Below are 24,624 nucleotides of genomic sequence, written 5' to 3' on the forward strand. Positions count from 1 at the left end.
CCGGTTATTGTTATTGGCAGTAGCGGTCGCGCCAGTTGAGGATCGCCTTTTCAAAACAGGCGAACGGCGGGTGAACTATTCCGGCGCCGATCATGCCGATCCCCGCGTCTTTGTGCGCAATAGCGGTGTTGATCACCGGCAGAATGCCAGTGCTGCCTACGCGCGTAATATCGATAGCGGTCGGTACGCCCATAAAACCAAGCAGCGGAATGGTGACGTTGGGGTTTTCGCCGAGAGTGATTTCACGCATCTGGCGCGAGAAATCAACGGCCTCTTCGACCGTACCGCCCACCAGCGCTACGATGGCCGGTGCCGTCGCCATAGCGAAACCGCCAATGCCGTAGGTTTCGGTGATCGCGCTATCGCCGATATCACGTCCGGAATCTTCCGGCTTATAGCCCGCAAACATCGGCCCAATCACCTGCTGCGCCGGACCGGTAAACCACTGGCCCGGTAAACCGCTAATGCGCAGACCGAACTCAACGCCGTTGCGCGCCATCGTCGTCACCACGGTGCTGTATTCAATACCGTGCGCAGCGTCCATTGCGGCTTTACACATCGCCATCCAGGTCGGTCCGGAGAAGTAATCACTACTAAGGACGAACTCGAACACCTCACGTTGCTGCTCAACCGGATAACCGGTCTGAATAATCCACGGCGTCAGCGCCTGAATCAGCAGCGCCGTCCCGGCGTTGTTGCGGTTATGGCACTCATCACCCATGTGCAGCGCCTGCGCCAGCATCAGACGCAGATCGATTTCGCCCGCCAGCTTCATAGCGTCGCGCAGCATCGGTCCCAGCACATCGCGCATCCAGTGCAAACGATCGATAACGCTCTGATCGTTCGCGCCCATGCGCAGGATCTTCGCCATCTGCTCGCTCATATTGGTATATGCGCGGTTGCCATAGGTTTTGTTCTCGACGATGTGCATAAACATCGATGCCGATGTCACGCCCGCCATCGAGCCGACACAGTCATGCTCGTGGCACGGAGAGAAGATGATTTCACCCGAGGCGGCCAGTTCCGCGGCTTCATCCAGATCTTTCGCCAGCCCTTCAAAGACCAGCGCCCCGGTTACCGCCCCCTTCATTGCGCCGCACATTTTTTCCCAGCGGATTGGCGGCCCGGCGTGCAGGATGGTGTTACGGGTCATGCCCGGCACGACGTTGATCGCCTGGTCATAACCAATCAGCACCGGATGCGACTGGATAATGCGTTCCAGCGCCAGCTGGTTAGCGGCCGCGATTTTGTCTGCCAGCGATGAATCGGCAATGTCGTCCAGTGCCGCTACCACCTGCATGTTGCCCTGGCCCGGCGGCATCCAGTCGAGCTGGGTCACCGGTACGTTCTGCTTTTTCAGATCATCGCTGAACATCGCGATACCGACGTTAATCACGTTCAGCGGCTGGTTAAACAGTGTCTGGCTCATCAGGCTTCCTCCCCTTTACAGATAAATTCACGCGCCAGCAATCCGGTGTTGGTGCTACTGCTCGCCCAGATAACCCCGGCGTCGGTCAGCATCTGACACTGTTTTTCCAGCGACGGCGTATCAAGATCGGTTCCCAGCACATAGCCGAGGATCTCAAGCGGACGACCGTCTGCGGCGGCGATCGCTTTGGCTTCAACGATCGCATCGAGCATCACGCCAACCGGATCTTCATGTGATCCAAATCCAAGGACGAAGTCCATCACGATCACGCCAACTTCAGGATCGCGCGCTTCCTGCAACAGACGACTAATGCGGTTGGTGGGATCGATCATCGGGTGCGGTTTGCCATTGGTAAAATCGTCATCACCGAAATCCAGGAAGGTATGCGCCGCGCTGCGGTTGAGATCTTTCAGGCGGAACGCCGGATCCGGATGAATGTTGCTGTAAACTTCGGCATGTTTTTCCATGGCAGCAAACATCGCCTCATCGCACAACGTGCCGCCACAGAACAAGCCACGGATGTACTTTTGTTGCGGGGTCAGACGGGCGCGAACCTCTTCAATCAGCGGCCAGTTAAGTGGATGCAGGTCCAGGCTCTCTTTTTTCACGCCGGTCAGCAGTACCGCTTTCAGCGCCGCTTCTTTAGTACCGCGGGCAAACTGCAGACCTTTTTCATCCGCAGGCGCGGCTTCACGTCCGAGGAAACACACCACCACGGGCTTATGACAGGCGCGTGCACGTTCCAGCACCTTGTGCGCCACCGCTGGCGCAGGAGGTTTGGAGATAAGTGCGATGATCTCAGTTTGCGGATCGGCCTCCAGCATGCCAATCGCGTCAAGCATCATCAGGCCGCCAATCTTTTCACTCAGATCGCGTCCACCTGTGCCAATTAGCTGGGAAATCCCGCCGCCAAATTCGTGAATGCGTACGCTCAGCTCCTGGCTGCCGGTACCGGAGGCACCAATAATTCCGATGTTGCCGCGACGCACCGCGTTGCCAAAACACAGCGCCGCACCGTTAATGATGGCGGTTCCGCAATCGGGCCCCATCATTAACAGCCCTTTTTCATGCGCCAGCTGCTTAAGCGCCAGCTCGTCCTCAAGAGAGACGTTGTCAGAGAACAGCATCACATTGAGGTTATTTTGCAGCGCCTGACGCGCTTCACGCGCGGCAAACAGGCCATTGACCGAGATCACCGCCAGATTGCTGTCAGGAACATGCTTCTTCGCGCTGGCAAGCGTGGCATAGTGCGCTTCATGCTGGCCACCCTGCTCTTTATGCGTAAACAGATCGTCAATCGCCACCAGCGTCTGGTCGTTCGCCGCCTCGCTGGCACCTTTAATGACAATCATCAGATCGCCACTTTTCGCCTCTTCCAGCTCAGACGTCAGCAGGCCGAGATTCTTCAGCACGCCCTTATTCATTTCTGTCGCCATAGCCACGAATGCCTGCTCAACGCCATCGAGCTTATTTGCGCGCGTAGAGATAGACATCAGTGAGACAGAATCAAAATACGTGTTCTTTTTAACAACTATCCTGATCGACATAATTCCCTCCGGACCTGTGGCTCAGGGCGCAGGCATCCGCCATGCCATACAGCATGTCGCAGCCAGAACTTGAGCCGATATTTTTAATGTCAGTAATATATTGCGTAGAAACGGGTTGTTGCTCAGTAATAAATTGGTTCAGCAGCCGTCCGACGCTTTCCCGATAACGCTGATTAAATGCTTCCTCTAGCGTTATTTTGCTGAGTAGCGTTGTATTATTTCCGGCACGTTGTAATGCTGCTAAAAAATCGTCTCGATATTTCCTCAGCGGATGTCCGGGAATAAATAAAATGGTGCTTAAACCTACTAAATAATCATCCGATGAGGGCGTCAGCCCTATCCCCAAACCAATTAAATGGCTGACCGCCGTAGTAATATTTTCTCCTGTACGCAACGCCGTCAGTAATGTTTGTCGGCGGTTGAGTAATTGACGGGTGATTTCCTGATAAAACGGATTGTCACCCCGGTACAGAAATAATGTGTCGTCGCTTTTTAGCTGTTGGCGGATAACCTCTTCCCAATGCTGCCAGCCGACTGCGGCAAGGCTTGCTGCATCAGATGTCCACCGTGGTATTCGCCACAGCAGGCAACCTGCGGTTTCTATCCATTTATCATTGCCAACAACTATTCCCGACCCGCTAAAACTGACCCGCTCACCGGGGTGAAACAGGTCTTCACAATGCGTCAGCGCCACCCGACAGCTGTTAGGTGCGTTATCACAATCTTCACTCAGCAACGTCAACATCCGCTGCTGTTCGGGTATCAACAGGTTTACCGCGTGGGAAAAAACCTGTTCAACCCGTCCCGTTCCCCGGAAAGTGAGAAACGCGCCGTCTGCGGTTAGCGCCCGTACGCATCGCCGTAATGGCGTAGCGATAATGGCGCTCCTGTGTCAGGCTCCGGCCGCAATCAGCAGCTCGGCAATTTCGTGGTACCCTTTCTCTCGCGCCAGTTCCAGCGGGGTTTTACCGTATTTATCCGTCATGTGCGGGTTTGCGCCATGGTCGAGCAGCAGCTTAACGATCTCCTGCTGCTTCGCACCGCCGTCATTCAGCACGATGGCTTCCAGGAGCGGCGTCCAGCCAACAAAATTAGTATGGTTGACATTGATATCGGTACGCAGCAGCAGCTCACGCACGATCTCGACATGGCCTTTTTCGCTGGCTGGCGTAATACCGACGCCGCCAAAACGGCTCAGGCAATTGAGGTCGGGGTTAGCTGGTAATACCGTACGCAACAGCGTTAAATCATTCGTCAGGCAGCTAATCAGGAAGGGGTTAAAACAAGTTTGATCTTGTTTATTAATATCGGCACCCGCAGCAATCAATAAAGAAACACAGTCATAATGTTTATTCAGGCTGGCAATAATAATGGCAGTTCGCCCCTGGCGGTTGGTGGCGTTAATATCCACATTTTTTGCCAGACAGGATTTTAATCCATCGGCATTGCCCTGTTCTGCCGCCAGCAGAAATTCAGTAATGAGTTCTTTCTCTGACATAATCGCTCTCCTGCAGTTTTTTAGACTTTTTAAATATCCGATAACCTGAGAATAGCAACAGAGTGCAGAGAATAACATCCGCTTAAATTTCATTCATCGTTAGCGCATCGATTATTGAATCAATTTTAACAATGAGGACAAAACGTGCTGTAGTGCAATCTTTCCCTTATGGCTGTGGCCCTTTTAGCCACTAATCAGTAGTCCGGGAAATCAGGCGGTATGCTGCACGGATAGCGGCCTGCAATTAAAATACAGAAGTGTGATTGCCTTCAAATCAAATGTAAAACTAGTGTTAAATTCTGTTCAAAACTGATTGCTCTGTATAAGGATTACAAATACATTCAACAATCATCGTGTTGCGGATGCGCATTGTTGCCGGAGGGGAGAAAGATGAATTCAATATTTACCGAGGAAAACCTACTGGCATTTACGATGGCTGCCCGCTATAGCAGTTTCAGCAAGGCGGCGGAGGAGCTTGGCTTAACCACATCGGCAATTAGTTACACCATCAAGCGCATGGAAATGGGTCTCGACGTGGTGCTGTTTACCCGCAGTACTCGCAGCATTGAGCTGACCGAGTCCGGGCGCTATCTCTTTCGCAAAGCAACCGACCTGCTGAATGACTTCCACGCCATCAAGCGCAGCATTGATACCATCGCTCAGGGCATTGAAGCCCGGGTACGCATCTGCATTAACCAGCTGTTGTATACCCCACAGCACACTGCCCGGCTATTACAGGTGCTCAAAAAGCAGTTTCCGACCTGCCAGATAACCGTCACCACCGAGGTGTATAACGGCGTCTGGGATTCGATCATCAACAACCTGGCCAATATCGCCATTGGCGCGCCCGATACGTTACTGGACGGCGGCGGAATTGATTACACCGAGATCGGCGCGATCCGTTGGTCATTTGCGATTGCCCCGGATCATCCGCTGGCGTTTATGCCTGAACCCATCTCTGAGAGCCAACTGCGCCTGTACCCGAACATCATGGTAGAAGACACCGCACACACCATCAACAAGAAGGTTGGTTGGCTGTTACACGGTCAAGAGTCGATTCTGGTTCCCGATTTTAATACCAAGTGCCAGTGCCAGATCCTGGGGGAGGGAATCGGTTTTCTGCCAGACTATATGGTGCGCGAGGCGATGGAAAAGTCGTTGCTGGTGACACGGCAGATCCACAACCCACGTCAGGATTCACGAATGCTTTTGGCAACCCAGCATTCGGCAACCGGTCGTGTCACTCAGTGGATTAAAAAAGAGTTTGGCCCACAAGGGATACTGACGGGGATTTATCAGGATTTACTGCATCGGGCGTGATGCACCGGATGGCTGTTATACCTTCCAGTGCATATAAGATAATCAGGCGCGGATATCGTCGTACTCGCGGGTTTTATCAAATTCATGTTTGGCAAACGGGCACAGCGGAATAACTTTGCGGTTTTCAGAGCGCATCTTCTCTACCACTTTCGCCACCAGCTGTTTGCCGACGCCCTGACCTTTCAGGCTGGGATCGACATCGGTATGTTCAATGATGCTCAGATGCTCGCCCGTCGGCACGAAAACAATCTCGGCAACTTGGTTGCCCTCAGCATCATTGACATAAAACTTGTTATGGCCTGCAAGAATTTCCATGCTTCCCTCACTCATTTTTGGCGATATTTCAGCGCACCGCTCGGACAGGTATCGATGACCTTGATGACCGTGGCAACGTCCACTTCATCCGGAATAATCCACGGTTTACGTTTCAGGTTAAACAGCTTCGCGCTTCCCCGCACGCAATTGCCCGAATGCTGACACATCGCCGTGTTGAAGTAGACGTCAATCTTCTCGCCGGTATAGGCCCGGTAACCTGCATCCAGTAGTTCCTTATCCACGACATTGCCTCGCATTTTTTTATTGTCTGGGTCTAATCATAGACCTATGCGAGGCTGAAGGAAGTGGCTGAAAGCAGAAATATCATTCAGGCTTTTTCTGTATCGACGGCTGCGGCTCTGGCGGCAAATACTCCAGCATCGCAGGCGTCGGCGGCGGGAGGCGGTTATCGGCAATATCCCTGTCCACATCGATATGACTAATTTCGCCATTCTCATGATGGTGGACCGTCAGCACCCTCGCCTTGTTCAGTTCCGTAACCAGCTCCCGGGTAATACGCAAACTTTCTGCCAGCTCATGGTCTTCAAGCCCGGGTCTGCGACTGCGGCGTTCGACCCGAAAACGAAACTGGTTGTACTTCGCCCAGCCAATCAGCACCAGGCCGTTGACCAGGGCGACAAGGATATAAAACGTGACCGTATCCAGCGTGCTGAAAAAGGGTCGCACACCCATATACGGCGAATGCGCCAGGGCTGTGATCAGCCCTTTATAGATCAAATAGATAAATCCAACCCATGCGATGGCCGTCAACAACACATCGATGATGCGCGGCAGCAAACGCCGCTCCGTGAAGATCAGTGGCTGGTTCATGATTCGATCCTCCCAATACCGCGGTCAGGACTCACCCAACGCGCTCTGCCACGTTTGCGTTTGAGCATCACTTTCGGGAACGCGACCAGCGTGGTGAACAGGCTTAGCATCCAGTACACCACCGGGAACCAGATAATCCAGAACAACGAGGCGCCAATGCCTTTTTCATAGCGTCGTTCAATCATCAGGCTCACCGCAAACTGCAGCAAGCACACCACGCCGAGGATAAGTCCGGTAAAGGCTGGCGGGAACAGATGCTGTACATACAGCGAGTCCGGCATCGGGATCATCAGCCCTAACAGGAACAGCACGATACTGATCGCATAGGCAAACGACCAGGCGGTAGAAAAACAGAACTCAAGAAACAGCGGCCACATGCGGCGGAACTCCCACGACCACAGGCGACGCATGTTAACGATAAACACCTCTGCACCACCCTGCGCCCAGCGCAAACGCTGCTTCCATAGCCCTTTTAATGTTTCAGGCATCAGGATCCAGCACAGAGCGCGCGGCTCAAAGAATACCGACCAGTGGCGCAATTGCAGCTTCCAGCTGATATCGATATCTTCGGTGATCATGTCCGGGCTCCAGTAACCGACCTCGGCCAACGCGCGACGACGAAACGCCGCAACTACGCCGGAAACGGTAAAGATCTGCCCATAGACTCGCTGAGTACACTTAATTAAGCCGATAATGGAAGAGAACTCACCGACCTGCACACGACCGATTAACGTAGAGCGGGTTCGAATACGCGGGTTCCCCGTCACCGCACCAACGCGCGGGAACTGGATCAGCGGAGCCACAATATAGGCAACGGCATCACGATCCAGTAACGCATCGCCATCAATACGCACCAGGTAATCACTGCGCGCCGCGGCCGCACCGGTCTTGAGCGCCAGCGCTTTACCCTGGTTTTCAGCCAGATGAATCACCCGTAGGCTGGGGTATTCCACTGCCAGTTGTTCCAGCACGTCGTGAGTGTCATCCGTCGAACCATCGTTGATGGCGATCACTTCGATATTCTTATATCGCTGTGCCAGTGCTGCCTCAATGGTTTCACGCGCGTTGATCCCTTCGTTAAAACAGGGGATCAGAATGGAAACCAGTGGATTCCCCGGCAGAGTTGGTGGTGGCGTGTCATCTCCCCATTTCCAGTGACGTTCACGGTAAAACCAGAAATAGACCCCTCCGCTTATCCACAAAGCAGACATGAACAAAGGCCAGAAGAAGACGAAGTTCAACATCACTTCACCTGTAAAGATGACAGCCACGCCAAACGGCAGGCTGAACATCAGGCAAAGTATCAGGAAAGCAATAATGCGATCGGTCATTTTTGCGGATACCAGTATGAGGAGAACGTCGAGCGAATCTCTGACATCTCAGGTTTGTCGCTGATGAAATCATCCGGGTAATAGCCGTAGTTACCTGCACCGCTTAATTTCAGCTGGCGCATCCATTCGGCTATTTGTTTTCCGCTGATTTCAGCCTGATCCCCGGATTTACGCCAGTCTCGTGCCTGCAGTTCAAACACGGTTTTATCCAGCGCCCCAGGGGTTTGTGCAACGGCATTCACCAGTCGGTCAAGCCATGCGTTGGCATCATTGGCCGGGATTTGTTCCATGAATGGCATCGCCATCGGCGCCGTCCAGTCATAGGTATTGAGGAAATCATTCAGGTTTTGTGCAAACCATGCTTCACTTTCAGGCTCCAGTACCGGCATGGCGTAAATATTGCGCGCAGTTTGCACCTGTGGACCGCGAATATTACGCACCGTCCGGGTCAGTTGTTTGGTGAAGTCAATAAGCATCTTACTTTTCAGGCGAGTCCAGCGCTCGAACGCCTGAGGATTATTACGTATTTGCTCGATACTGCCTGGAAGCCCTGCGGCACGGTAGGCGGCTAACGCCTCCGGTGACGCATCTTCAAAATCCGTCAGGAAAGCATCGTCATGGAACAAAATACCTTTGAAGCTGGCGTGCTTCGCCAGGTCTTCATAGATTTCAGTGATGCGTTTGCGCGCTTCGCTGTCCCAGGGCGAGAGACGAACATAGTTTTCGTGATTGATAGCAGTGCGTCCCGTTTTCGGATCCCATGCGGTTACGCGTGGAATGGACGCGTCGAGATCGAAAGCCAGAACCGGCATCCAGGCATACACCGTCACCCCAGCCCGCGTTTGTAACTGCCAGGAGATATAGTTAAAGAGATCGGCACGCATCGGCAGCCAGCGGTTGGGGAAATAGACCTCACGAATATTCCCGTCGCCCTGCGGATCGGCGTACGCCTGCAGGAAGACATGAGAAATACGCATGTCATAAACGCGCTGGATCAGCTTATCGATATTTCGCTTCTGCTGAGCAGGGTCTTTGTCATACACGTAATCCAGATCGACATGCATCACGCGCATCGTCTGTGGTTCACGGACCTGAGCGACCTGACTGGCAAAGCGCTTAAGGGATGGGTTATCAGAGATCAGCACGCGCGGAATATCGTCGAGAAACGCGGCATTCGCCAACCCCTCATTAAGCGTAAAGGCCATCTTATAGCCATGCTCTTTGGCCAGGTTTAACGTTGTACCGTTGGCTGCGCCGTAAGGCCATACCCACGCACGCGGCGATTTTCCGGTCACCGCTTTGATCTTGTTAGTGATCAGAGAGATATCCGTGTTAATACGTCGTGTGTACTGTTCGTCCGTTTCGTAAGTGCCAGTTTTCTTATCATACAGGCGGTTCGCCACAGCGGGCTCTTTACTCCCCTGCGGGTTGGCCTCAGCGCCAAAGTGCGAGTTCCAGGTGTGCGCACCGACTTCCACCAACGGCGATTTCCCCATTTCTTCGACCATTTTCCAGGTGGCGAATTTGTCTCGCGCGGTCATTAAGCCACCAAAATCGACTTTTTTGTTGGCTGGCGCATCAACCCAACTGCCTACTGGCGCCCAGAGCGCAGGCCAGTTGTAGGCTTTCAGCAATGGCCAGACGCGGGTATAAAAACTGCTATACCCGTCGTCAAAGGTGAGTAATACCGCTTTTTCCGGCAGTACAATTTTACCGTCATGGGCGTCCAGAATTTGCTGCACGCTGATCGGCTGATAGCCATTATCACGCAGCCAGGCCATTTGGTCGCTCAACGCGCTGGTACGCACAGAGAGGTAGCGCTGGTCGGCTGCACCATCCTCCACATCATGGTAGCCGAGCACCAGAAAGCTATTTTTCGGCCACGGATGATCCGCCGTCAGCGGTGTTCTCTCCCCGGGAGGAACATAGCGAGGCGTTGTATTGTGCGCGCTGCTGCACGCGGTAATCATCAACCAGCCAGCGATTAATGCGCTAAGCCACAGGCATCTTTTCAGCATGAACAATCCTTAAAACCTGACATTTAAATCGAAAGCGAGGGAGATATTCCGCTCACGTTTACCGTCATAGGGGCGTTTATCCCAAATCAGCATCACCCCGCCGTCTACGACGTTGTTCCATTTAAGCCGTTGCCCGTATCCCACCTGGACGATAGCGCCTGCATCTTCACCTTGCTGCCAGTAGCCACCTACGCCAGCCAGACCTTGCTGCGTCCAGACGGTATCATAGTGGCGGTAAAGAACCTGCTCTGCGCTCAGGCCAGGGACAACCGAAAAATCACTCTTCGGGTTGTAATACGGCACATTTTCTTTGGTGTTGGTGCTCCCGCCAATGCCCGGCGTAAAGTCCAGCGTGAAGCGTGGCGTGGTCCACATGCGCTCTTTTCCGCTGAGTCCGTATTCGATGCGATCGTTACCGTCCGAGAAATGTGATGCGGCAAACGACAGTTGATATTCACGTCGTTCGTTTTGATACCAGCGAACAAACATATCGCCGCCGTTGGCATACACGCCACTACGCAGCGCGCGCAACGGGGTATTGCGAGAGAGGCGCTCGGCCGAACCACCAACGCGCCAGTTGTCATTGAAGTCATGCCAACCGGATAGACGCCCGCCAATCTTCTGACCATCGCCATAATTTCGGCCAGACACTTCCATTTCCGCCCAGTAATCGCGGGAAGTCCATTCTGCACCCGCCGCCAGATCGCGGCTGATGCCCTTCCCTTCCTCAAATTCACCGGTAGCAAAGTTGAATCCGGTAAACAGTCGCCAGTTGTCATTAATCGGCGGACTGTAAATAGCCGTGTTGATGTTGAAGTCATTCTTACCGCTGACCGGGCTATCGGACGAGATCCCCTGCGTTCCACTAATACGCACTTCCGACATTTTGTGGACATCACGAATACGCGCGAGGCGCAGCGTCGCTTCATCATCCGGGCTACGGGCAATAACGTCATCCGTCAGTTCATCTGCCTGTTTCCACTCCTGAAGATCCAGTGCAACGTAAGCCTGCTGACGTTCCAGCTCCAGGTTGCTTGGCTCAATTACTTCCGCCAGCTTAAGCTCTTTCTCCGCCGCATGCGGCAATCCACGCGCTTCAAGCACAGAGGCATAAGATATGCGCAATCCCTGGTTACCAGAGCCTGTTCGTGCCAGATGCTCTGCGAGCTTTTCTGCCTCCGGCAGTTCATTGGCAGCGATATGATATTGCGTCAGTAGCGACTGTCCGAGCAGCCAGTTATCGTTAGGCTGCGGCGTTGGCGAGCCATAGATACGCCGCAGATACGGACTCTCTTTGATCAAATCATCGACTTGTTTTTTGGCAGCATCGAAGTTTTCATTATCAATGTGCGCGTAGAACAGATCTTGTTGATCCTCAGGACTGAGCGGCGTCACCGGGATAGGTCCATTCGGGTAGAAGATGCTCGCCAGCATCGCTTCGGTTTTTTCCGGCTGACGTTCGCTTAACCATGCTGATGCCACCCAGCGTTTTGCATAGTTTGGTACTTCACCGCTTGCAGAAAGGGAGTCATACTCATCAATCACTTCGGCAGTACGCTTACGCACCAACAGGGCACCCATACGGTCAATTCTCGCCCGACGGACATCATTCTGCGCAGACGGCTCATCTTTCCAGGCCGCCAATAGTTGGTCATAACGGGCCAACGCTTTATCCGCTACGATAAAACGTTCTTCTTCATTACGTGCGGACGTATAAGAGGATCGGACCATTTCGGCCGCCGCATCAAGCTCAAGACGGCGCTTCACTGGATCAGCCGTGGGAACGACCTCCGCCATATTTAAAGCGGGTCCGGAAACGCGGTTCGCCGACAGCGCAGATAGCAGCGTGGATTTTGCATTTTTATTGCCTGGATCAACATCATCCGCCTGGCTGGCAACCAACAGCGCATCCCAGTTTTTCCCCTGAGAATGATATACGTAGGCAAGTAGCGCGTCGGAATCTGCGCCCGGATGTGCCTGAGCCCATTTATTCGCTTCAGTAAGGGCTTGTTGGTTGTAGCGCGCATCCGCCAACGTCATTATCCAGCCGGTGCGTACATCCACGTTATCAGGCTCTTCCTGTAAAACGCTTTCCCACACCGCCAATGAATCATTCCAGTTTTTCTGGTTACGGTACGCACGTGCAGCGGCGACTTTGCCGCGCGCAGGCACATCCATCTGCCCACGATACCGCTGCCAGATTTCAATGGTAGTTTTATCGTTGTTCTCAACCCAACCAGAAACTTGCAGCCAGTCGGCAACCTGATTTGGCGTTAGCGCACTTTTCTTTCCCTGATCCTCAAGGTAGTGCAATAGCGGCGCACTATTACCACCTCGCGCTTCAATAACCAAAGCGTCATAATCTGATACTGCTGCTGAGATTTGCATAGGGAAAAGAACGCTTGCCGTAAATAAACAGCTTACAGACTTAAAACGTTTAATGAAGTTGGCATGTCGACGCATACTGAACATATCTGCCCTTATATCTTACATCAGAGTAAAAATAAGCGTTTTCAATAAGTTACTGTCAATCCCTGACAGTTGCCGACCATGTAAGATGCACTACCGCTTATTTCGTAATAGGGTTATGAAGCTATTAATTCTTTCGTCTTATTGACTACCTGTGCCTCGTCCTCTAATCGTTGGATAGGAGGCATAAACTTGTGAATTTTATCACTCTGCGTAGTTCGTGGCTACGTAATAAGAAAAGCCTTAGGCAAAAAAGCATTTTAGACTAGATTATCCTAATACTCTTGGGATTGAATTCTGGATTTAAACAAAGTTTGCCCGATGACGCCATGTGACGATGCTGACTATTGCTGGTTAGCATAGCCACACCGCGCAACTGTTTGCATGGTAACTATTTTGAGAGGTGAGCAGAGAAAAATCTGATAATAGGCACTCTGCTAACAACAAAATATAACTTAATTTTTAGGGCTCAAACAGGGCCAATGAAATTAAAATAAGGGTACAGACGCAAGAAGAATTAGATACAGTAACAATGCGTTGAAATCAAACAACTTTATTTATCATTTTTCGAAACCTACCATAATTGGTATTTGGAAAATCAATCAAATACGTGCGTGAATAATTGTGTATTACTTTACCTGTTAATATATTTACCAACCTTGCGTACTATTGACAATATCAACCACAATCAATTATTTCCCCTTACAATATGCAAGCCTATTTGCATTACAAGCAACTGATAGAAGCATAATTTTTTGCACTTACCTTCCCCTCAGTCTTTCAGGTAATCTGGGCAAAGACGCCAACAGGGACTGAACAATGAAAATCGTTAACGCAGAAGAAGAGCACATCCACGCCATACGCGATATCTACGCCCACCATGTTATTCACGGTACCGGCAGCTTTGAAACTGACCCGCCGGATACCCGAGAGATGCTGGCACGTCTGGAAAAAATCCGCAGTCTGGGACTGCCGTGGGTTGTTGCACTGCAGGAAGATAAGGTCATAGGGTATTGTTATCTCACTCGCTATCGCGAGCGTTATGCCTACCGCTATACCCTCGAAGATTCGATTTACATTGACCCGACGGCACAGCGTCAGGGGGCGGGAAAAGCGTTGCTCCGCCATGTCATTGACTGGGCCGAAATGCACGGTTATCGGCAGTTGATCGCCATCGTGGGCGACAGCAATAATCAGGGATCGCTGAAGGTCCATCAACAGGCCGGATTTACGCAAATCGGCACGCTAAAGAACATTGGCTTTAAACATGGACTCTGGCTTGATACGGTATTGCTACAACGTAATCTGGGTGAAGGTAACGGCACGCTACCACCGGATTCCGGTGTCGCTATCTAACGTTTTTAAGGATTAACTACAGGGAGAGAATTTTGGAGCGGGCGAAGGGAATCGAACCCTCGTATAGAGCTTGGGAAGCTCTCGTTCTACCATTGAACTACGCCCGCATCGAAATGCGTAAGGGATTATAAACCTTACGCTCTTCTTGGCAAGGGACTAACCGACTGACTGGCGATTAAATCACCGTCAGCATTTTGGCTTACTGCCCTGCGGCGGCAAATAACGCAGTGGATCGATAGCTGTCGCCCGATAGCGGATTTGGAAATGCAGCCGCACCGTAGTCGCATCCGAGCTGCCCATCGTCGCGATTTTCTGCCCGGCCTTCACGTTTTGACCGTTGTTCACCAGCATGGTGTCATTATGCGCATACGCAGTGATGTAGTCCTCACTGTGCTTAATCATGATGAGATTACCATAGCCCCGCAGCTGATTACCGACGTAAACCACCTTCCCGGCGCCGGCGGCATAAATCGGTGTACCGCGCGCAGCCGAGATATCAATGCCCTTATTGCCGCCGTCCGCGGTTGAATAAGGCAGGATCACCTTACCGCTGGCAGGCCACTGCCAGCAACGTTGCCCTACTGGTGGCCAGGAAGACTGCGGTACGGATGAAGACGGTCTGACCGCTGCCGTTTTGGTTGAGGATTTCTTGGTTGTTTTGCCAGAGTTAGAACTGGTTTTCGCGCCACCGCTGACCTTCAGTTTTTGCCCTACTTCAATGGTATAGGGCGGTGAAATATTATTCAGGCGGGCGATCTCTTTCACGCTGGTCCCGGTAGCGCGCGAAATACGGTATAGCGTATCCCCCCGCTTCACGGTATACACGGAGCCGGAATAACTTCCTGTATCAGACGACTTGCTCCCGGAACACCCTGCTAACAGCAGACCGACACACAGCAACATCACGATACCCAGGCCATTTTTCTTCAGGCGTCCTGCACTCAAAACAATACCTCGCAACATTTTCAGACGCTTTATCATAGCAGCCAGAAACCGGATGCCAAATCATATCGCGCAACGAACCGTCGGTCCTGGCATTTCACACCCTCTGTTAATCAATCTGACTTAATTAAGCATATAATATGGGTGCTTAAGATTGATGGTGGACGCTATGCGACAGGAACATGTCATTTTATTGAATGAGCAGGACCAACCCTGCGGAACGCTGGAAAAATATGCGGCGCATACCGCCACAACTCCCCTGCATTCCGCTTTCTCGTGCTGGATATTTAACGAGCAGGGCCAACTGCTGGTCACCCGCCGCTCGCTGCACAAAAAAGCCTGGCCTGGCGTCTGGACCAACTCTGTCTGTGGTCACCCGCAGCTGGGTGAAACCCACGAAAACGCTATTGTCCGCCGGGCTCGCTTCGAACTGGGTGCAGACATCGACTTGCTCAGCCCCGTATACGCTGACTTTCGTTATCGCGCTACAGACCCGAGTGGAATAGTTGAAAACGAAGTATGCCCGGTTTATGCCGCACATATCGTGAGTCCGCTACAGCTAAACCCAGATGAAGTGATGGATTGCCACTGGAGCAGTCTTGCGGATGTCTTAAGCGGGATTGACGCGACGCCGTGGGCTTTTAGCCCGTGGATGGTAATGCAGGTTGCAGACAAAGAAGCGCGTACGCTGTTGCGGAATTACTGCCAACAAATTATTGCCTGATGGCGCTACGCTTATCTGGCCTACATAACGAATCGTAGGCCGGATAAGGCATCAGCCGCCATCCGGCATTTCACATCTTACTTAACCGGGCGCATTGCCGGGAACAGGATCACGTCGCGGATGGTATGGCTGTTGGTGAACAGCATAACCATACGGTCGATACCAATGCCCAGACCCGCAGTCGGCGGCAGACCGTGTTCCAGAGCCGTAACGTAGTCTTCGTCATAGAACATTGCTTCGTCATCGCCCGCATCTTTAGCGTTAACCTGATCCTGGAAACGCTGCGCCTGATCTTCCGCATCGTTCAGCTCGCTGAAACCGTTACCGATTTCACGTCCGCCGATGAAGAATTCGAAGCGGTCAGTGATTTCCGGGTTTTCATCATTACGACGCGCCAGTGGAGAAACTTCTGCCGGGTACTCGGTAATGAAGGTCGGTTGAATCAGGTGCGCTTCCGCAACTTCTTCAAAGATCTCGGTCACGATACGGCCCAGACCCCAGCTCTTCTCAACTTTGATGCCGATAGATTCAGCAATCGCTTTTGCAGAGTCGAAGTTATCCAGATCGGCCATGTTGGTTTCCGGACGGTATTTCTGAATCGCTTCGCGCATGGTCAGTTTTTCGAACGGCTTACCGAAGTCGAAGACTTCTTCACCATAAGGCACTTCAGTCGTTCCCAGAACGTTCTGCGCCAGCGTACGGAACAGCGATTCGGTCAGTTCGATCAGATCTTTGTAATCCGCATAAGCCATGTAGAGTTCCATCATGGTGAACTCTGGGTTATGGCGAACAGAGATGCCTTCGTTACGGAAGTTACGGTTAATTTCGAATACGCGTTCGAAGCCGCCAACCACCAGACGCTTGAGGTACAGTTCCGGCGCGATACGCAGGTACATGTCCAGATCCAACGCGTTATGATGGGTGATAAACGGACGCGCTGCCGCACCGCCAGGGATCACCTGCATCATCGGGGTTTCTACTTCCATAAAGCCACGAGCAACCATGAACTGACGGATGCCAGCCATAATCTGTGAACGCACTTTAAAGGTATTACGGGATTCATCGTTAGAGATGAGATCCAGGTAACGTTGACGATAGCGCGCTTCCTGATCCTGCAGACCGTGGAATTTGTCCGGCAGCGGGCGCAGCGCTTTGGTCAGCAGACGCAGTTCGGTGCAGTGAATAGACAACTCACCGGTCTTGGTCTTGAACAACTTACCTTTCGCGCCGAGGATATCGCCCAGATCCCATTTCTTGAACTGCTCGTTGTAGACGCCTTCCGGCAGGTCATCGCGAGCAACGTACAGCTGAATGCGGCCGCCAACGTCCTGCAGCGTAACGAATGATGCTTTACCCATAATACGACGGGTCATCATACGGCCAGCAACGGATACCTCAATGTTCAGCGCTTCCAGCTCTTCGTTTTCTTTTGCGTCGAAGTCAGCATGCAGTTGGTCTGAGGTATGATCGCGACGGAAATCGTTCGGGAACGGGATCCCCTGCTCACGCAGGCTCGCCAGCTTCTCACGGCGCGTTTTCAGTTCATTGTTAAGGTCGGCTACCGCGTCAGCGCCCTGTACGTGTTGTTCAGACATGTTGGTTCCTCATAACCCTGCTTTCAAACTTGCTTCGATAAATTGATCCAGGCTGCCATCCAGCACCGCCTGCGTGTTACGGGTTTCAACCCCGGTACGCAGATCTTTGATGCGGGAGTCATCAAGGACATAAGAACGAATCTGGCTACCCCAGCCGATATCTGACTTATTGTCTTCCATCGCCTGTTTCTCGGCATTCTTCTTCTGCATTTCCAGTTCATAAAGCTTCGCTTTCATCTGCTTCATGGCCTGGTCTTTGTTCTTGTGCTGTGAACGGTCGTTCTGACACTGCGTCACAATCCCGGTCGGGATGTGGGTAATACGCACCGCAGATTCCGTACGGTTAACGTGCTGACCACCTGCACCGGAGGCACGGTAAACGTCAATACGCAGATCCGCCGGGTTGATATCGATATCAATATCATCGTCAACTTCTGGATAAACAAACGCAGAGCTGAACGACGTATGGCGACGTCCGCCGGAGTCGAACGGACTCTTACGAACCAGACGGTGTACGCCGGTTTCAGTACGCAGCCAACCGTACGCATATTCGCCAGCAATTCTGATGGTCACGGATTTAATACCCGCCACTTCACCTTCAGACTCTTCAATAATTTCAGTCTTGAAGCCGCGCGCTTCAGCCCAACGCAGATACATGCGCATCAGCATGCTTGCCCAGTCCTGCGCTTCCGTACCGCCAGAACCTGCCTGAATATCGAGATAGCAATCTGCGCTGTCATATTCACCGGAGAACATACGACGGAATTCCAGCTGGGCCAGCTTATCTTCCAGCGTGTCGAGTTCTGCTACGGCTTCGTTAAAGGTTTCTTCGTCGTCGGCTTCTACAGCCAGCTCCAACAGGCCGGAGACATCTTCCAGGCCCTGGCTCATCTGATCGAGCGTATCAACGATGGCCTCAAGAGAAGAACGCTCTTTACCCAGCGCCTGCGCGCGTTCGGGTTCGTTCCATACGTCCGGCTGTTCCAGCTCGGCGTTTACTTCTTCCAGACGCTCTTTCTTGGCATCATAGTCAAAGATACCCCCTAAGAACGTCAGAGCGCTCCGTGAGGTCCTGAATGCGGTTATTTACCGGATTAATTTCAAACATTGTCTGATTTCTTTTATTGGACTAGTCAAAATGCGGTGATAAGAGCGGGATTGTAACTAATCCACGCCCTTTTTTATAGCGATTAGTGACGCTAAAGTGGCCAGATATTGTCGATTATAATCTGCAAACTACGGTTGCCGCGAAACTCATTAATATCCAGTTTGTAGGCAAGCTGAACTTCGCGCACACCGTTGTCCGGCCAGCAGGTGGTATCGACATTAAACGCAATACCGTCCAGAAGTGGACCACCGCCTACGGGCTCGACCATTACCTTCAGATGACGCTCACCGACCAGACGCTGCTGGAGCAAACGGAAATGCCCGTCAAACAGCGGTTCCGGGAACATTTGCCCCCACGGTCCGGCATCGCGCAGCATTTGTGCGACCTCCATGGTCATTTCCGCTGCGCTCAGTGGGCCATCAGACACCACTTCACCTTGCAGTAAGGCGGGATCCAACCACTCGGCTACCAGTTCGCCAAAACACTGCTGGAAACGCTCAAACTGCGCCTCTTCAAGCGATAAGCCCGCCGCCATGGCGTGACCGCCAAACTTGAGGATCATGCCCGGATAAAGGGTGTCCAGGCGCTCCAGCGCATCGCGCATGTGCAGCCCCTGAATCGAACGCCCGGATCCTTTGAGGGTACCGTCACCTGCCGGGGCAAACGCTATCACCGGGCGATGGAATCGCTCTTTAATACGCGATGCCAGAATCCCCACTACGCCCTGATGCCACTCGGGATGATACATAGCCAGACCGCCAGGTAGCGTATCGCTACTGCGTTCCAGCTTTTCACACAGGGTCAGCGCTTCTGCCTGCATACCCTGCTCAATTTCTTTGCGCGTCTGGTTGAGTGCGTCCAGCTCATTGGCCAGCACGCGCGCTTCACCAATGTTGTCGCACAACAACAGCGCTACGCCAACGGACATATCGTCCAAACGCCCTGCCGCATTCAGCCGTGGCCCGAGGGCAAAACCTAAATCACTGGCTGCCAGCTTTAGGGGGTCGCGATTGGAAATCTCCAGCAGCGCTTTAATACCTGGGCGGCATTTTCCGGCGCGGATACGGCTTAAGCCTTGCCACGTCAGAATGCGGTTATTGGCATCCAGCGGGACCACGTCCGCCACCGTGCCAAGCGCAACCAGATCGAGCAAATCCGCCAGGTTCGGCGGTGCAATGCCTCGCTCATCAAACCAGCCTTTATCACGCAGGAAAGTGCGCAGCGCCAGCATCAGATAGAAGGCTACACCAACGCCTGCCAGCGATTTCGACGGGAACTCACAGTCGTGCAGGTTAGGATTGATGATCGCCTCTGCGCCCGGCAGCGTATCCCCTGGCAGGTGGTGATCGGTTACAACGACCGGGATCCCCAACGTTCTGGCATGTTCGACACCCGTGTGAGACGAGATGCCGTTGTCTACGGTAACAATCAGCTGAGCACCACGGGCATGGGCCTGATCAACGACTTCCGGGCTTAAACCATAACCGTCCTCAAAACGATTTGGCACCAGGTAGTCAACGTTACTGCAGCCCAACGCGCGCATCGCCAGGATGCTTAGCGCCGTGCTGGTCGCGCCATCGGCATCGAAATCGCCGACAACGATGATGCGAGTGCCCGCACGAAAGGCGTTGTAGAGGATCTCAACCGCCTTTTCGACACCGTTTAAATGCTGCCACGGCAGCATTCCTTTCACGCTACGCTCAAGTTCCTGCGCGCTGCGCACGCCGCGACTGGCGTATAAACGGCGCAGCAGTGGCGGCAAGTCGGCAGGTAACTCGGCTGTCTCGTCGGCCTCACGCCGACGAAGTTGTATCTGTTGTTTCACGCGAATTATTTACCGCTGGTTTGTTTTGCATGTGCATCGAGAAATTCTTTCATCTCTTTCGGGCCCTGATAACCAGGTACGACATAGCCATTGCTCAGCACAATCGCCGGTGTACCGCTGACGCCAAACTGTACGCCCAGCGCATAGTGGTTAGCGATATCCACATCACAGGTCGCCGCTTTCACGCCCTTGCCAGTCATCGCGTCGTCAAAGGCTTTGTTTTTGTCCTTAGCACACCAGATAGACTTCATGTCCTGCTCGGCCTGGCTGTCCAGCCCCTGACGTGGGAAGGCCAGATAACGTACGGTGATCCCCAACGCATTGTAATCTTTCATCTCTTCATGCAGCTTGTGGCAGTAACCACAAGTGATGTCGGTGAAAACGGTAATAACGTGTTTTTCCTGCGGCGCTTTGTAGATGATCATCTCTTTTTCCAGCGCGTTCAGATGCTTCATCAGCAGTTGGTTGGTGACGTTCACCGGACTTGCGCCACTCACGTCGTACATCGGTCCCTGAATAATATGTTTACCGTCTTCAGTAACGTACAGCACGCCGCTATTGGTCAGTACGGTTTTCATGCCCGCAACCGGAGCAGGTTGAATCTCGGTGCTCTGCACACCCAGCTTTACTAATGACTGGCGAATTGCCGCGTCGTCTGCATGTACCATGCCGGAAAACGCCGTCGCCAGCAGGGTGAACATCATAAAACGTTTTTTCATAGCCTATCCTATCCTGTCAGCACTCACGCTCGCGGGTGATGCTGTTGATGTAGTTGCCGCAAGCGCTCCGTTGCGACATGAGTATAAATTTGCGTTGTCGAGAGATCGCTATGCCCCAGTAGCATCTGCACCACACGCAGGTCTGCGCCATGGTTGAGCAGATGCGTGGCAAACGCGTGCCGCAGGACGTGCGGTGACAGCTTTTCGCTGTCGATTCCCGCCAACACAGCATAGTGTTTGATACGATGCCAGAAGGTCTGACGGGTCATCTGTTGCGCCCGCTGACTAGGAAACAGCACATCAATCGATACGCCGTTGAGCAACCATGGACGCCCATGCTCCAGGTATGTTTCCAGCCAGTACACAGCCTCCTCACCCAACGGGACAAGGCGCTCTTTGTTACCTTTACCGATCACCCGTACCACACCCTGACGCAGGCTGACGTCACTCATCGTCAGTCCTACCAGTTCAGACACGCGCAGGCCTGTTGCATACAGCACTTCCAGCATGGCTTTGTCGCGTAGCTCCAGCGGTTGCTCAACAAGCGGCGCTTGTAGCAGCCGCTCAACCTGTGCTTCGCTGAGATCTTTAGGCAGGCGCTGCGGAAGTTTAGGTGATGCAAGCGAGGCGCTGGGGTCATCTTCACGATATTTTTCGCGGTACAGATGCTGAAAAAAACGTCGCGTCGCACTGAGCAAACGTGCGGAACTGGTGGCTTTATACCCTCCATCCATCCGCTCAGCCAGCAAGGCTTGCAGATCATCACTTTGCGCGGTCGCAAGCGAAGCGCCGCGGTGATGTAACCATTCCACAAGCATGGTCAGATCGCGACGATACGCACTTAATGTATTTTCCGCCAGATTTCGTTCCAGCCACAGGGCATCAAGAAACTGCTCGATGCGCGCCAGATCCTGTTCCACTCGCGCCCCTTATTCCACTCTCATTTTTGATGCATTATGCCTCATTGTGCCGAGAATGCGGCGATTCTGTTACACTACCCGCAACGCTACAGCAGAATTGAGATGTTTACGTCATGAACATGGGTCTTTTTTACGGTTCCAGCACCTGCTACACCGAAATGGCAGCAGAAAAAATCCGCGATATCCTGGGTCCCGAACTGGTGACACTGCACAACCTCAAAGACGATTCCCCGACCCTAATGGAGCAATATGACGTGCTCATTTTGGGCATTCCAACCTGGGATTTCGGTGAAATTCAGGAGGACTGGGAAGCGGTCTGGGAGCAACTGGACGACCTCAACCTGGAAGGCAAGATTGTCGCGCTTTACGGTATGGGCGATCAGTTGGGATACGGCGAATGGTTCCTGGATGCGTTGGGTATGCTGCACGATAAACTGATCACCAAAGGTGTAAAGTTTGTCGGCTACTGGCCCACAGAAGGCTACGAATTCACCAGCGATAAACCCGTCATTGCTGATGGACAACTGTTTGTTGGCCTGGCGCTGGATGAGACGAACCAGTACGATCTCAGCGATGAACGCATTCAGGCCTGGTGCGAGCAAATTCTTGGGGAAATGGCCGAGCACTGGTCCTGATAACCGATTTGCCGGATGACGGCGTAAATGCCTTATCCGGCCTGCATGACGCACCTAACTGTAGGCCTTCAAGCTGCGCGCCATCAGGCATGCGTCATGCGTTACCCTTGCTTCGCCTTTTGCAGCATCAACCGCCGTAAATCCCGCCACTCTGCATCATCCATACTGTCTGCTGCCAGCCACAAATGTTGACGTTTTCCGGCATCAGATCGCAAACGCAGCATCATGCCTGTTTTAACCATCCAGGGGGCGCTAACGATAGACCACTCTTGCCCTTGCCAGCGCAGACGGCCATCCATCAATAGCCGAATCTCACCCTGACAGGCGTTGATTCGACGCTGACTGCGAACGCTATCGAACACCACCAGAGAGAGCAAAACCAGCCATAATGGGGTGTAGCTCAATGGCCAAGGCATCAATAAAATAAATACCGCGACCAGCCCATGAATTAGCAGTGAAAGCCACTGCGCGCGCCATGATACGCGTAAATCAGATTGCCACTGGACCACGTTCCCGATTCCGTGTCTGGATAAGTCGCACCATCTGTTCCAGCTGCTCATCAGCTGGTTTCCCATGATTCATCAACCAGTTAAATAAATCTGGATCATCACATTCTAGCAGACGGATAAAGATACGTTTTTCTTCGTCACTTAAGCTGTCATATTCATGTTCGAAAAACGGCATGATCGAGATGTCCAGCTCGCGCATACCGCGGCGGCATGCCCAATGAATACGTGCTTTGTTGTTAATATCCATGTTCTTCTCCCTGTCTCGCGAAAACGAAGTATCCCGTTATTGTAACGTGTTTTTCCCGCTCTTTTTACGGGAATATCAGTAAACTGAAGCTCGCTCGCTAAATAAAACCTTATTAAGCCAAAGGATTCACCATTTTTGGATGTCTCCTCGCAAAGCGCAACATATGGCACAAATAGCCTGTTTAAACCGCTTGCAATGGGCCATAGCTCTTTTACCATTAGTCATTATCACTGCGTTAAGCAAATCAGGACATTATTATGGCTTTTACATCTTTTCCTCCTCGCCAGCCTTTCGCGTCAACGCGTTTGCCTCTGACGCTAATGACGCTCGATGACTGGGCGCTCGCCACCATCACCGGTGTCGACAGTGAGAAGTATATTCAGGGTCAGGTCACGGCGGATGTCAGCCAGATGACCGAGCATCAGCACCTGTTGGCTGCACATTGTGACGCCAAAGGTAAAATGTGGAGCAACCTGCGTCTGTTCCGCCAGGGTGACGGTTTTGCATGGCTTGAGCGCCGTAGCCTGCGTGATGCGCAGCTCAGCGAGCTGAAAAAATATGCGGTCTTCTCGAAGGTGGTGATTGCCCCGGACGATGAACGAGTACTGCTGGGCGTAGCGGGATTCCAGGCACGTGCAGCGCTGGCCAATCTCTTTAGCGAATTGCCGAACAGTGATAAGCAGGTCATTACCGAAGGTGCCTCCACGGTATTGTGGTTCGAACACCCTGCCGAACGTTTTCTGCTGATCGTTGATGCCACCACAGCAGAAACCTTGGTTGAAAAGCTGCGTGGCGAAGCTGAGTTAAATAACAGCCAGCAGTGGCTGGCGCTGGATATCGAAGCGGGTATCCCCGTTATTGATACAGCCAACAGTGCACAGTTTATTCCACAGGCTACCAATCTGCAGGCTCTGGGCGGGATCAGCTTTAAAAAAGGCTGCTACACCGGTCAGGAAATGGTGGCTCGTGCAAAATTCCGCGGAGCCAACAAACGCGCCATGTGGACTCTGGCAGGTGCCGCCAGTCGAGTACCGGAAGCGGGTGAAGACCTGGAGCTGAAAATGGGCGAGAACTGGCGCCGTACCGGCACCGTACTCGCCGCAGTACAACTGGCCGATGGTCAGATACTGGTGCAGGTTGTGATGAATAACGACATGGAGGCCGACAGCGTGTTCCGCGTTCGTGAAGACGCGAAAACGCTGCATATCGTACCGCTGCCATATTCGTTAGACGAAGAGTAATTGGTAGGCCTGATAAGCGCAGCGCCATCAGGCAATTCGGCACAG

Annotated in this window: 23 protein-coding genes and 1 tRNA gene; 5 read left to right on the top strand and 19 right to left on the bottom strand. The window is 52.7% G+C overall.

Features of this window, described 5'->3' with window-relative positions:
• Nucleotides 1-10: 10 nt before the first annotated feature.
• The 4 genes from OGY37_RS01470 to OGY37_RS01485 are packed head-to-tail and all read right to left on the bottom strand — an operon-like array spanning nt 11 to nt 4,474.
• Nucleotides 11-1,429 (bottom strand): YlbE family protein, encoded by a 1,419-nt coding sequence (locus tag OGY37_RS01470; RefSeq protein WP_286619870.1) that lies wholly within the window; start codon nt 1,427-1,429, stop codon nt 11-13.
• Complete coding sequence (fdrA, locus tag OGY37_RS01475) at nt 1,429-2,976, bottom strand: acyl-CoA synthetase FdrA (RefSeq protein ID WP_286619874.1); 1,548 nt, start codon at nt 2,974-2,976, stop codon at nt 1,429-1,431. The genes OGY37_RS01470 and fdrA overlap by 1 nt, the downstream gene beginning before the upstream one ends.
• Nucleotides 2,954-3,853 (bottom strand): oxamate carbamoyltransferase subunit AllH family protein, encoded by a 900-nt coding sequence (locus OGY37_RS01480; protein ID WP_502873540.1) that lies wholly within the window; start codon nt 3,851-3,853, stop codon nt 2,954-2,956. The genes fdrA and OGY37_RS01480 overlap by 23 nt, the downstream gene beginning before the upstream one ends.
• A 15-nt stretch (nt 3,854-3,868) precedes the next feature.
• Nucleotides 3,869-4,474: an ankyrin repeat domain-containing protein gene (locus OGY37_RS01485; protein ID WP_038633392.1), complete on the bottom strand. Its 606-nt coding sequence runs from the start codon at nt 4,472-4,474 to the stop codon at nt 3,869-3,871.
• Nucleotides 4,475-4,864: 390 nt separating this feature from the next.
• Between OGY37_RS01485 and OGY37_RS01490 the strand changes: the two genes are divergently transcribed.
• Nucleotides 4,865-5,794, top strand: coding sequence for a LysR substrate-binding domain-containing protein (locus tag OGY37_RS01490; RefSeq protein ID WP_003825551.1), 930 nt, complete (start codon nt 4,865-4,867; stop codon nt 5,792-5,794).
• 42 nt (nt 5,795-5,836) lie between these two features.
• Here the strand turns inward: OGY37_RS01490 and OGY37_RS01495 are convergent, their stop codons facing one another.
• From OGY37_RS01495 to pgaA, 6 genes are all read right to left on the bottom strand, one after another.
• A complete protein-coding gene (locus tag OGY37_RS01495; RefSeq protein ID WP_191219693.1) occupies nt 5,837-6,109 on the bottom strand; it encodes a GNAT family N-acetyltransferase in 273 nt (90 codons plus the stop codon).
• An 11-nt stretch (nt 6,110-6,120) separates the two neighbouring features.
• Nucleotides 6,121-6,351: a 4Fe-4S mono-cluster protein YjdI gene (gene yjdI, locus OGY37_RS01500; RefSeq protein WP_003825544.1), complete on the bottom strand. Its 231-nt coding sequence runs from the start codon at nt 6,349-6,351 to the stop codon at nt 6,121-6,123.
• Between the two features lie 82 nt (nt 6,352-6,433).
• A complete protein-coding gene (pgaD, locus tag OGY37_RS01505; protein ID WP_286619880.1) occupies nt 6,434-6,940 on the bottom strand; it encodes a poly-beta-1,6-N-acetyl-D-glucosamine biosynthesis protein PgaD in 507 nt (168 codons plus the stop codon).
• Entirely contained in the window at nt 6,937-8,271 is a 1,335-nt protein-coding gene (gene pgaC / locus OGY37_RS01510; protein WP_286619882.1) for a poly-beta-1,6-N-acetyl-D-glucosamine synthase, read from the bottom strand. Before pgaC ends, pgaD begins: the two co-directional genes overlap by 4 nt.
• Nucleotides 8,268-10,289, bottom strand: a complete 2,022-nt coding sequence (gene pgaB / locus OGY37_RS01515) for a poly-beta-1,6-N-acetyl-D-glucosamine N-deacetylase PgaB (protein WP_003825535.1) — start codon at nt 10,287-10,289, stop codon at nt 8,268-8,270. The genes pgaC and pgaB overlap by 4 nt, the downstream gene beginning before the upstream one ends.
• A 9-nt stretch (nt 10,290-10,298) precedes the next feature.
• The gene (gene pgaA / locus OGY37_RS01520) at nt 10,299-12,761 is read right to left on the bottom strand and encodes a poly-beta-1,6 N-acetyl-D-glucosamine export porin PgaA (RefSeq protein WP_003825533.1); all 2,463 of its coding nucleotides are present in this window, start codon (nt 12,759-12,761) and stop codon (nt 10,299-10,301) included.
• A gap of 816 nt (nt 12,762-13,577) precedes the next feature.
• On the opposite strand from pgaA, the gene OGY37_RS01525 reads away from it, so the two are divergent.
• Nucleotides 13,578-14,114: a GNAT family N-acetyltransferase gene (locus tag OGY37_RS01525; RefSeq protein ID WP_126317445.1), complete on the top strand. Its 537-nt coding sequence runs from the start codon at nt 13,578-13,580 to the stop codon at nt 14,112-14,114.
• Nucleotides 14,115-14,147: 33 nt separating this feature from the next.
• Here OGY37_RS01525 and OGY37_RS01530 read toward each other — a convergent pair.
• Both OGY37_RS01530 and actS read right to left on the bottom strand, forming a co-directional pair.
• A tRNA-Gly gene (locus OGY37_RS01530) sits at nt 14,148-14,221 on the bottom strand.
• Nucleotides 14,222-14,300: 79 nt separating this feature from the next.
• A complete protein-coding gene (actS, locus tag OGY37_RS01535; RefSeq protein ID WP_032945492.1) occupies nt 14,301-15,059 on the bottom strand; it encodes an amidase activator ActS in 759 nt (252 codons plus the stop codon).
• Between the two features lie 166 nt (nt 15,060-15,225).
• Here actS and idi point away from each other — a divergent pair, with 166 nt between their 5' ends.
• On the top strand, nt 15,226-15,780 hold the full coding sequence (gene idi, locus OGY37_RS01540; protein WP_286547609.1) for an isopentenyl-diphosphate Delta-isomerase: 555 nt from the start codon (nt 15,226-15,228) through the stop codon (nt 15,778-15,780).
• 77 nt (nt 15,781-15,857) lie between these two features.
• On the opposite strand, the gene lysS is transcribed toward idi, so the two are convergent.
• The 5 genes from lysS to xerD form a co-directional block, all read right to left on the bottom strand.
• Nucleotides 15,858-17,375, bottom strand: coding sequence for a lysine--tRNA ligase (gene lysS, locus OGY37_RS01545; protein ID WP_003026911.1), 1,518 nt, complete (start codon nt 17,373-17,375; stop codon nt 15,858-15,860).
• Between the two features lie 9 nt (nt 17,376-17,384).
• Nucleotides 17,385-18,483 (bottom strand): peptide chain release factor 2 gene (prfB, locus tag OGY37_RS01550; protein ID WP_100194817.1). Its coding sequence is split into 2 segments (ribosomal slippage): nt 17,385-18,407 and nt 18,409-18,483, totalling 1,098 coding nucleotides; the frame shifts between segments, so codons are not numbered across the junction.
• A 91-nt stretch (nt 18,484-18,574) separates the two neighbouring features.
• Complete coding sequence (gene recJ, locus OGY37_RS01555; RefSeq protein WP_286619884.1) at nt 18,575-20,308, bottom strand: single-stranded-DNA-specific exonuclease RecJ; 1,734 nt, start codon at nt 20,306-20,308, stop codon at nt 18,575-18,577.
• A 5-nt stretch (nt 20,309-20,313) separates the two neighbouring features.
• Complete coding sequence (gene dsbC / locus OGY37_RS01560; protein ID WP_286619886.1) at nt 20,314-21,027, bottom strand: bifunctional protein-disulfide isomerase/oxidoreductase DsbC; 714 nt, start codon at nt 21,025-21,027, stop codon at nt 20,314-20,316.
• A gap of 23 nt (nt 21,028-21,050) precedes the next feature.
• On the bottom strand, nt 21,051-21,947 hold the full coding sequence (gene xerD / locus OGY37_RS01565; protein WP_126317441.1) for a site-specific tyrosine recombinase XerD: 897 nt from the start codon (nt 21,945-21,947) through the stop codon (nt 21,051-21,053).
• 113 nt (nt 21,948-22,060) lie between these two features.
• On the opposite strand from xerD, the gene fldB reads away from it, so the two are divergent.
• Nucleotides 22,061-22,582 carry a flavodoxin FldB gene (gene fldB / locus OGY37_RS01570; protein ID WP_003026933.1) on the top strand — a complete coding sequence of 174 codons (522 nt, stop codon included), beginning with the start codon at nt 22,061-22,063 and terminating at the stop codon, nt 22,580-22,582.
• A 101-nt stretch (nt 22,583-22,683) separates the two neighbouring features.
• On the opposite strand, the gene OGY37_RS01575 is transcribed toward fldB, so the two are convergent.
• Together OGY37_RS01575 and sdhE are read right to left on the bottom strand one after the other, a co-directional pair.
• Complete coding sequence (locus tag OGY37_RS01575) at nt 22,684-23,091, bottom strand: protein YgfX (protein WP_003825515.1); 408 nt, start codon at nt 23,089-23,091, stop codon at nt 22,684-22,686.
• Nucleotides 23,072-23,338 carry an FAD assembly factor SdhE gene (sdhE, locus tag OGY37_RS01580; RefSeq protein WP_003825514.1) on the bottom strand — a complete coding sequence of 89 codons (267 nt, stop codon included), beginning with the start codon at nt 23,336-23,338 and terminating at the stop codon, nt 23,072-23,074. The genes OGY37_RS01575 and sdhE overlap by 20 nt, the downstream gene beginning before the upstream one ends.
• Nucleotides 23,339-23,595: 257 nt before the next feature.
• On the opposite strand from sdhE, the gene ygfZ reads away from it, so the two are divergent.
• Entirely contained in the window at nt 23,596-24,579 is a 984-nt protein-coding gene (gene ygfZ / locus OGY37_RS01585; protein WP_286619889.1) for a tRNA-modifying protein YgfZ, read from the top strand.
• Nucleotides 24,580-24,624: the final 45 nt, after the last annotated feature.

The organism is Citrobacter sp. Cpo030, from assembly GCF_030333005.1.
Lineage (GTDB): Bacteria > Pseudomonadota > Gammaproteobacteria > Enterobacterales > Enterobacteriaceae > Citrobacter > Citrobacter portucalensis.

What these genes read in the sequence shown, in the direction of transcription:
- OGY37_RS01485 (WP_038633392.1), bottom strand. Translation starts at nt 4,474, where the DNA reads ATGTCAGAGAAAGAACTCATTACTGAATTTCTGCTGGCGGCAGAACAG.
- pgaC (WP_286619882.1), bottom strand. Translation starts at nt 8,271, where the DNA reads ATGACCGATCGCATTATTGCTTTCCTGATACTTTGCCTGATGTTCAGC.
- OGY37_RS01525 (WP_126317445.1), top strand. Translation starts at nt 13,578, where the DNA reads ATGAAAATCGTTAACGCAGAAGAAGAGCACATCCACGCCATACGCGAT.
- lysS (WP_003026911.1), bottom strand. Translation starts at nt 17,375, where the DNA reads ATGTCTGAACAACACGTACAGGGCGCTGACGCGGTAGCCGACCTTAAC.
- idi (WP_286547609.1), top strand. Translation starts at nt 15,226, where the DNA reads ATGCGACAGGAACATGTCATTTTATTGAATGAGCAGGACCAACCCTGC.
- pgaA (WP_003825533.1), bottom strand. Translation starts at nt 12,761, where the DNA reads ATGTTCAGTATGCGTCGACATGCCAACTTCATTAAACGTTTTAAGTCT.
- OGY37_RS01490 (WP_003825551.1), top strand. Translation starts at nt 4,865, where the DNA reads ATGAATTCAATATTTACCGAGGAAAACCTACTGGCATTTACGATGGCT.
- dsbC (WP_286619886.1), bottom strand. Translation starts at nt 21,027, where the DNA reads ATGAAAAAACGTTTTATGATGTTCACCCTGCTGGCGACGGCGTTTTCC.
- ygfZ (WP_286619889.1), top strand. Translation starts at nt 23,596, where the DNA reads ATGGCTTTTACATCTTTTCCTCCTCGCCAGCCTTTCGCGTCAACGCGT.
- fdrA (WP_286619874.1), bottom strand. Translation starts at nt 2,976, where the DNA reads ATGTCGATCAGGATAGTTGTTAAAAAGAACACGTATTTTGATTCTGTC.
- OGY37_RS01470 (WP_286619870.1), bottom strand. Translation starts at nt 1,429, where the DNA reads ATGAGCCAGACACTGTTTAACCAGCCGCTGAACGTGATTAACGTCGGT.
- fldB (WP_003026933.1), top strand. Translation starts at nt 22,061, where the DNA reads ATGAACATGGGTCTTTTTTACGGTTCCAGCACCTGCTACACCGAAATG.
- pgaB (WP_003825535.1), bottom strand. Translation starts at nt 10,289, where the DNA reads ATGCTGAAAAGATGCCTGTGGCTTAGCGCATTAATCGCTGGCTGGTTG.
- pgaD (WP_286619880.1), bottom strand. Translation starts at nt 6,940, where the DNA reads ATGAACCAGCCACTGATCTTCACGGAGCGGCGTTTGCTGCCGCGCATC.
- sdhE (WP_003825514.1), bottom strand. Translation starts at nt 23,338, where the DNA reads ATGGATATTAACAACAAAGCACGTATTCATTGGGCATGCCGCCGCGGT.
- OGY37_RS01495 (WP_191219693.1), bottom strand. Translation starts at nt 6,109, where the DNA reads ATGGAAATTCTTGCAGGCCATAACAAGTTTTATGTCAATGATGCTGAG.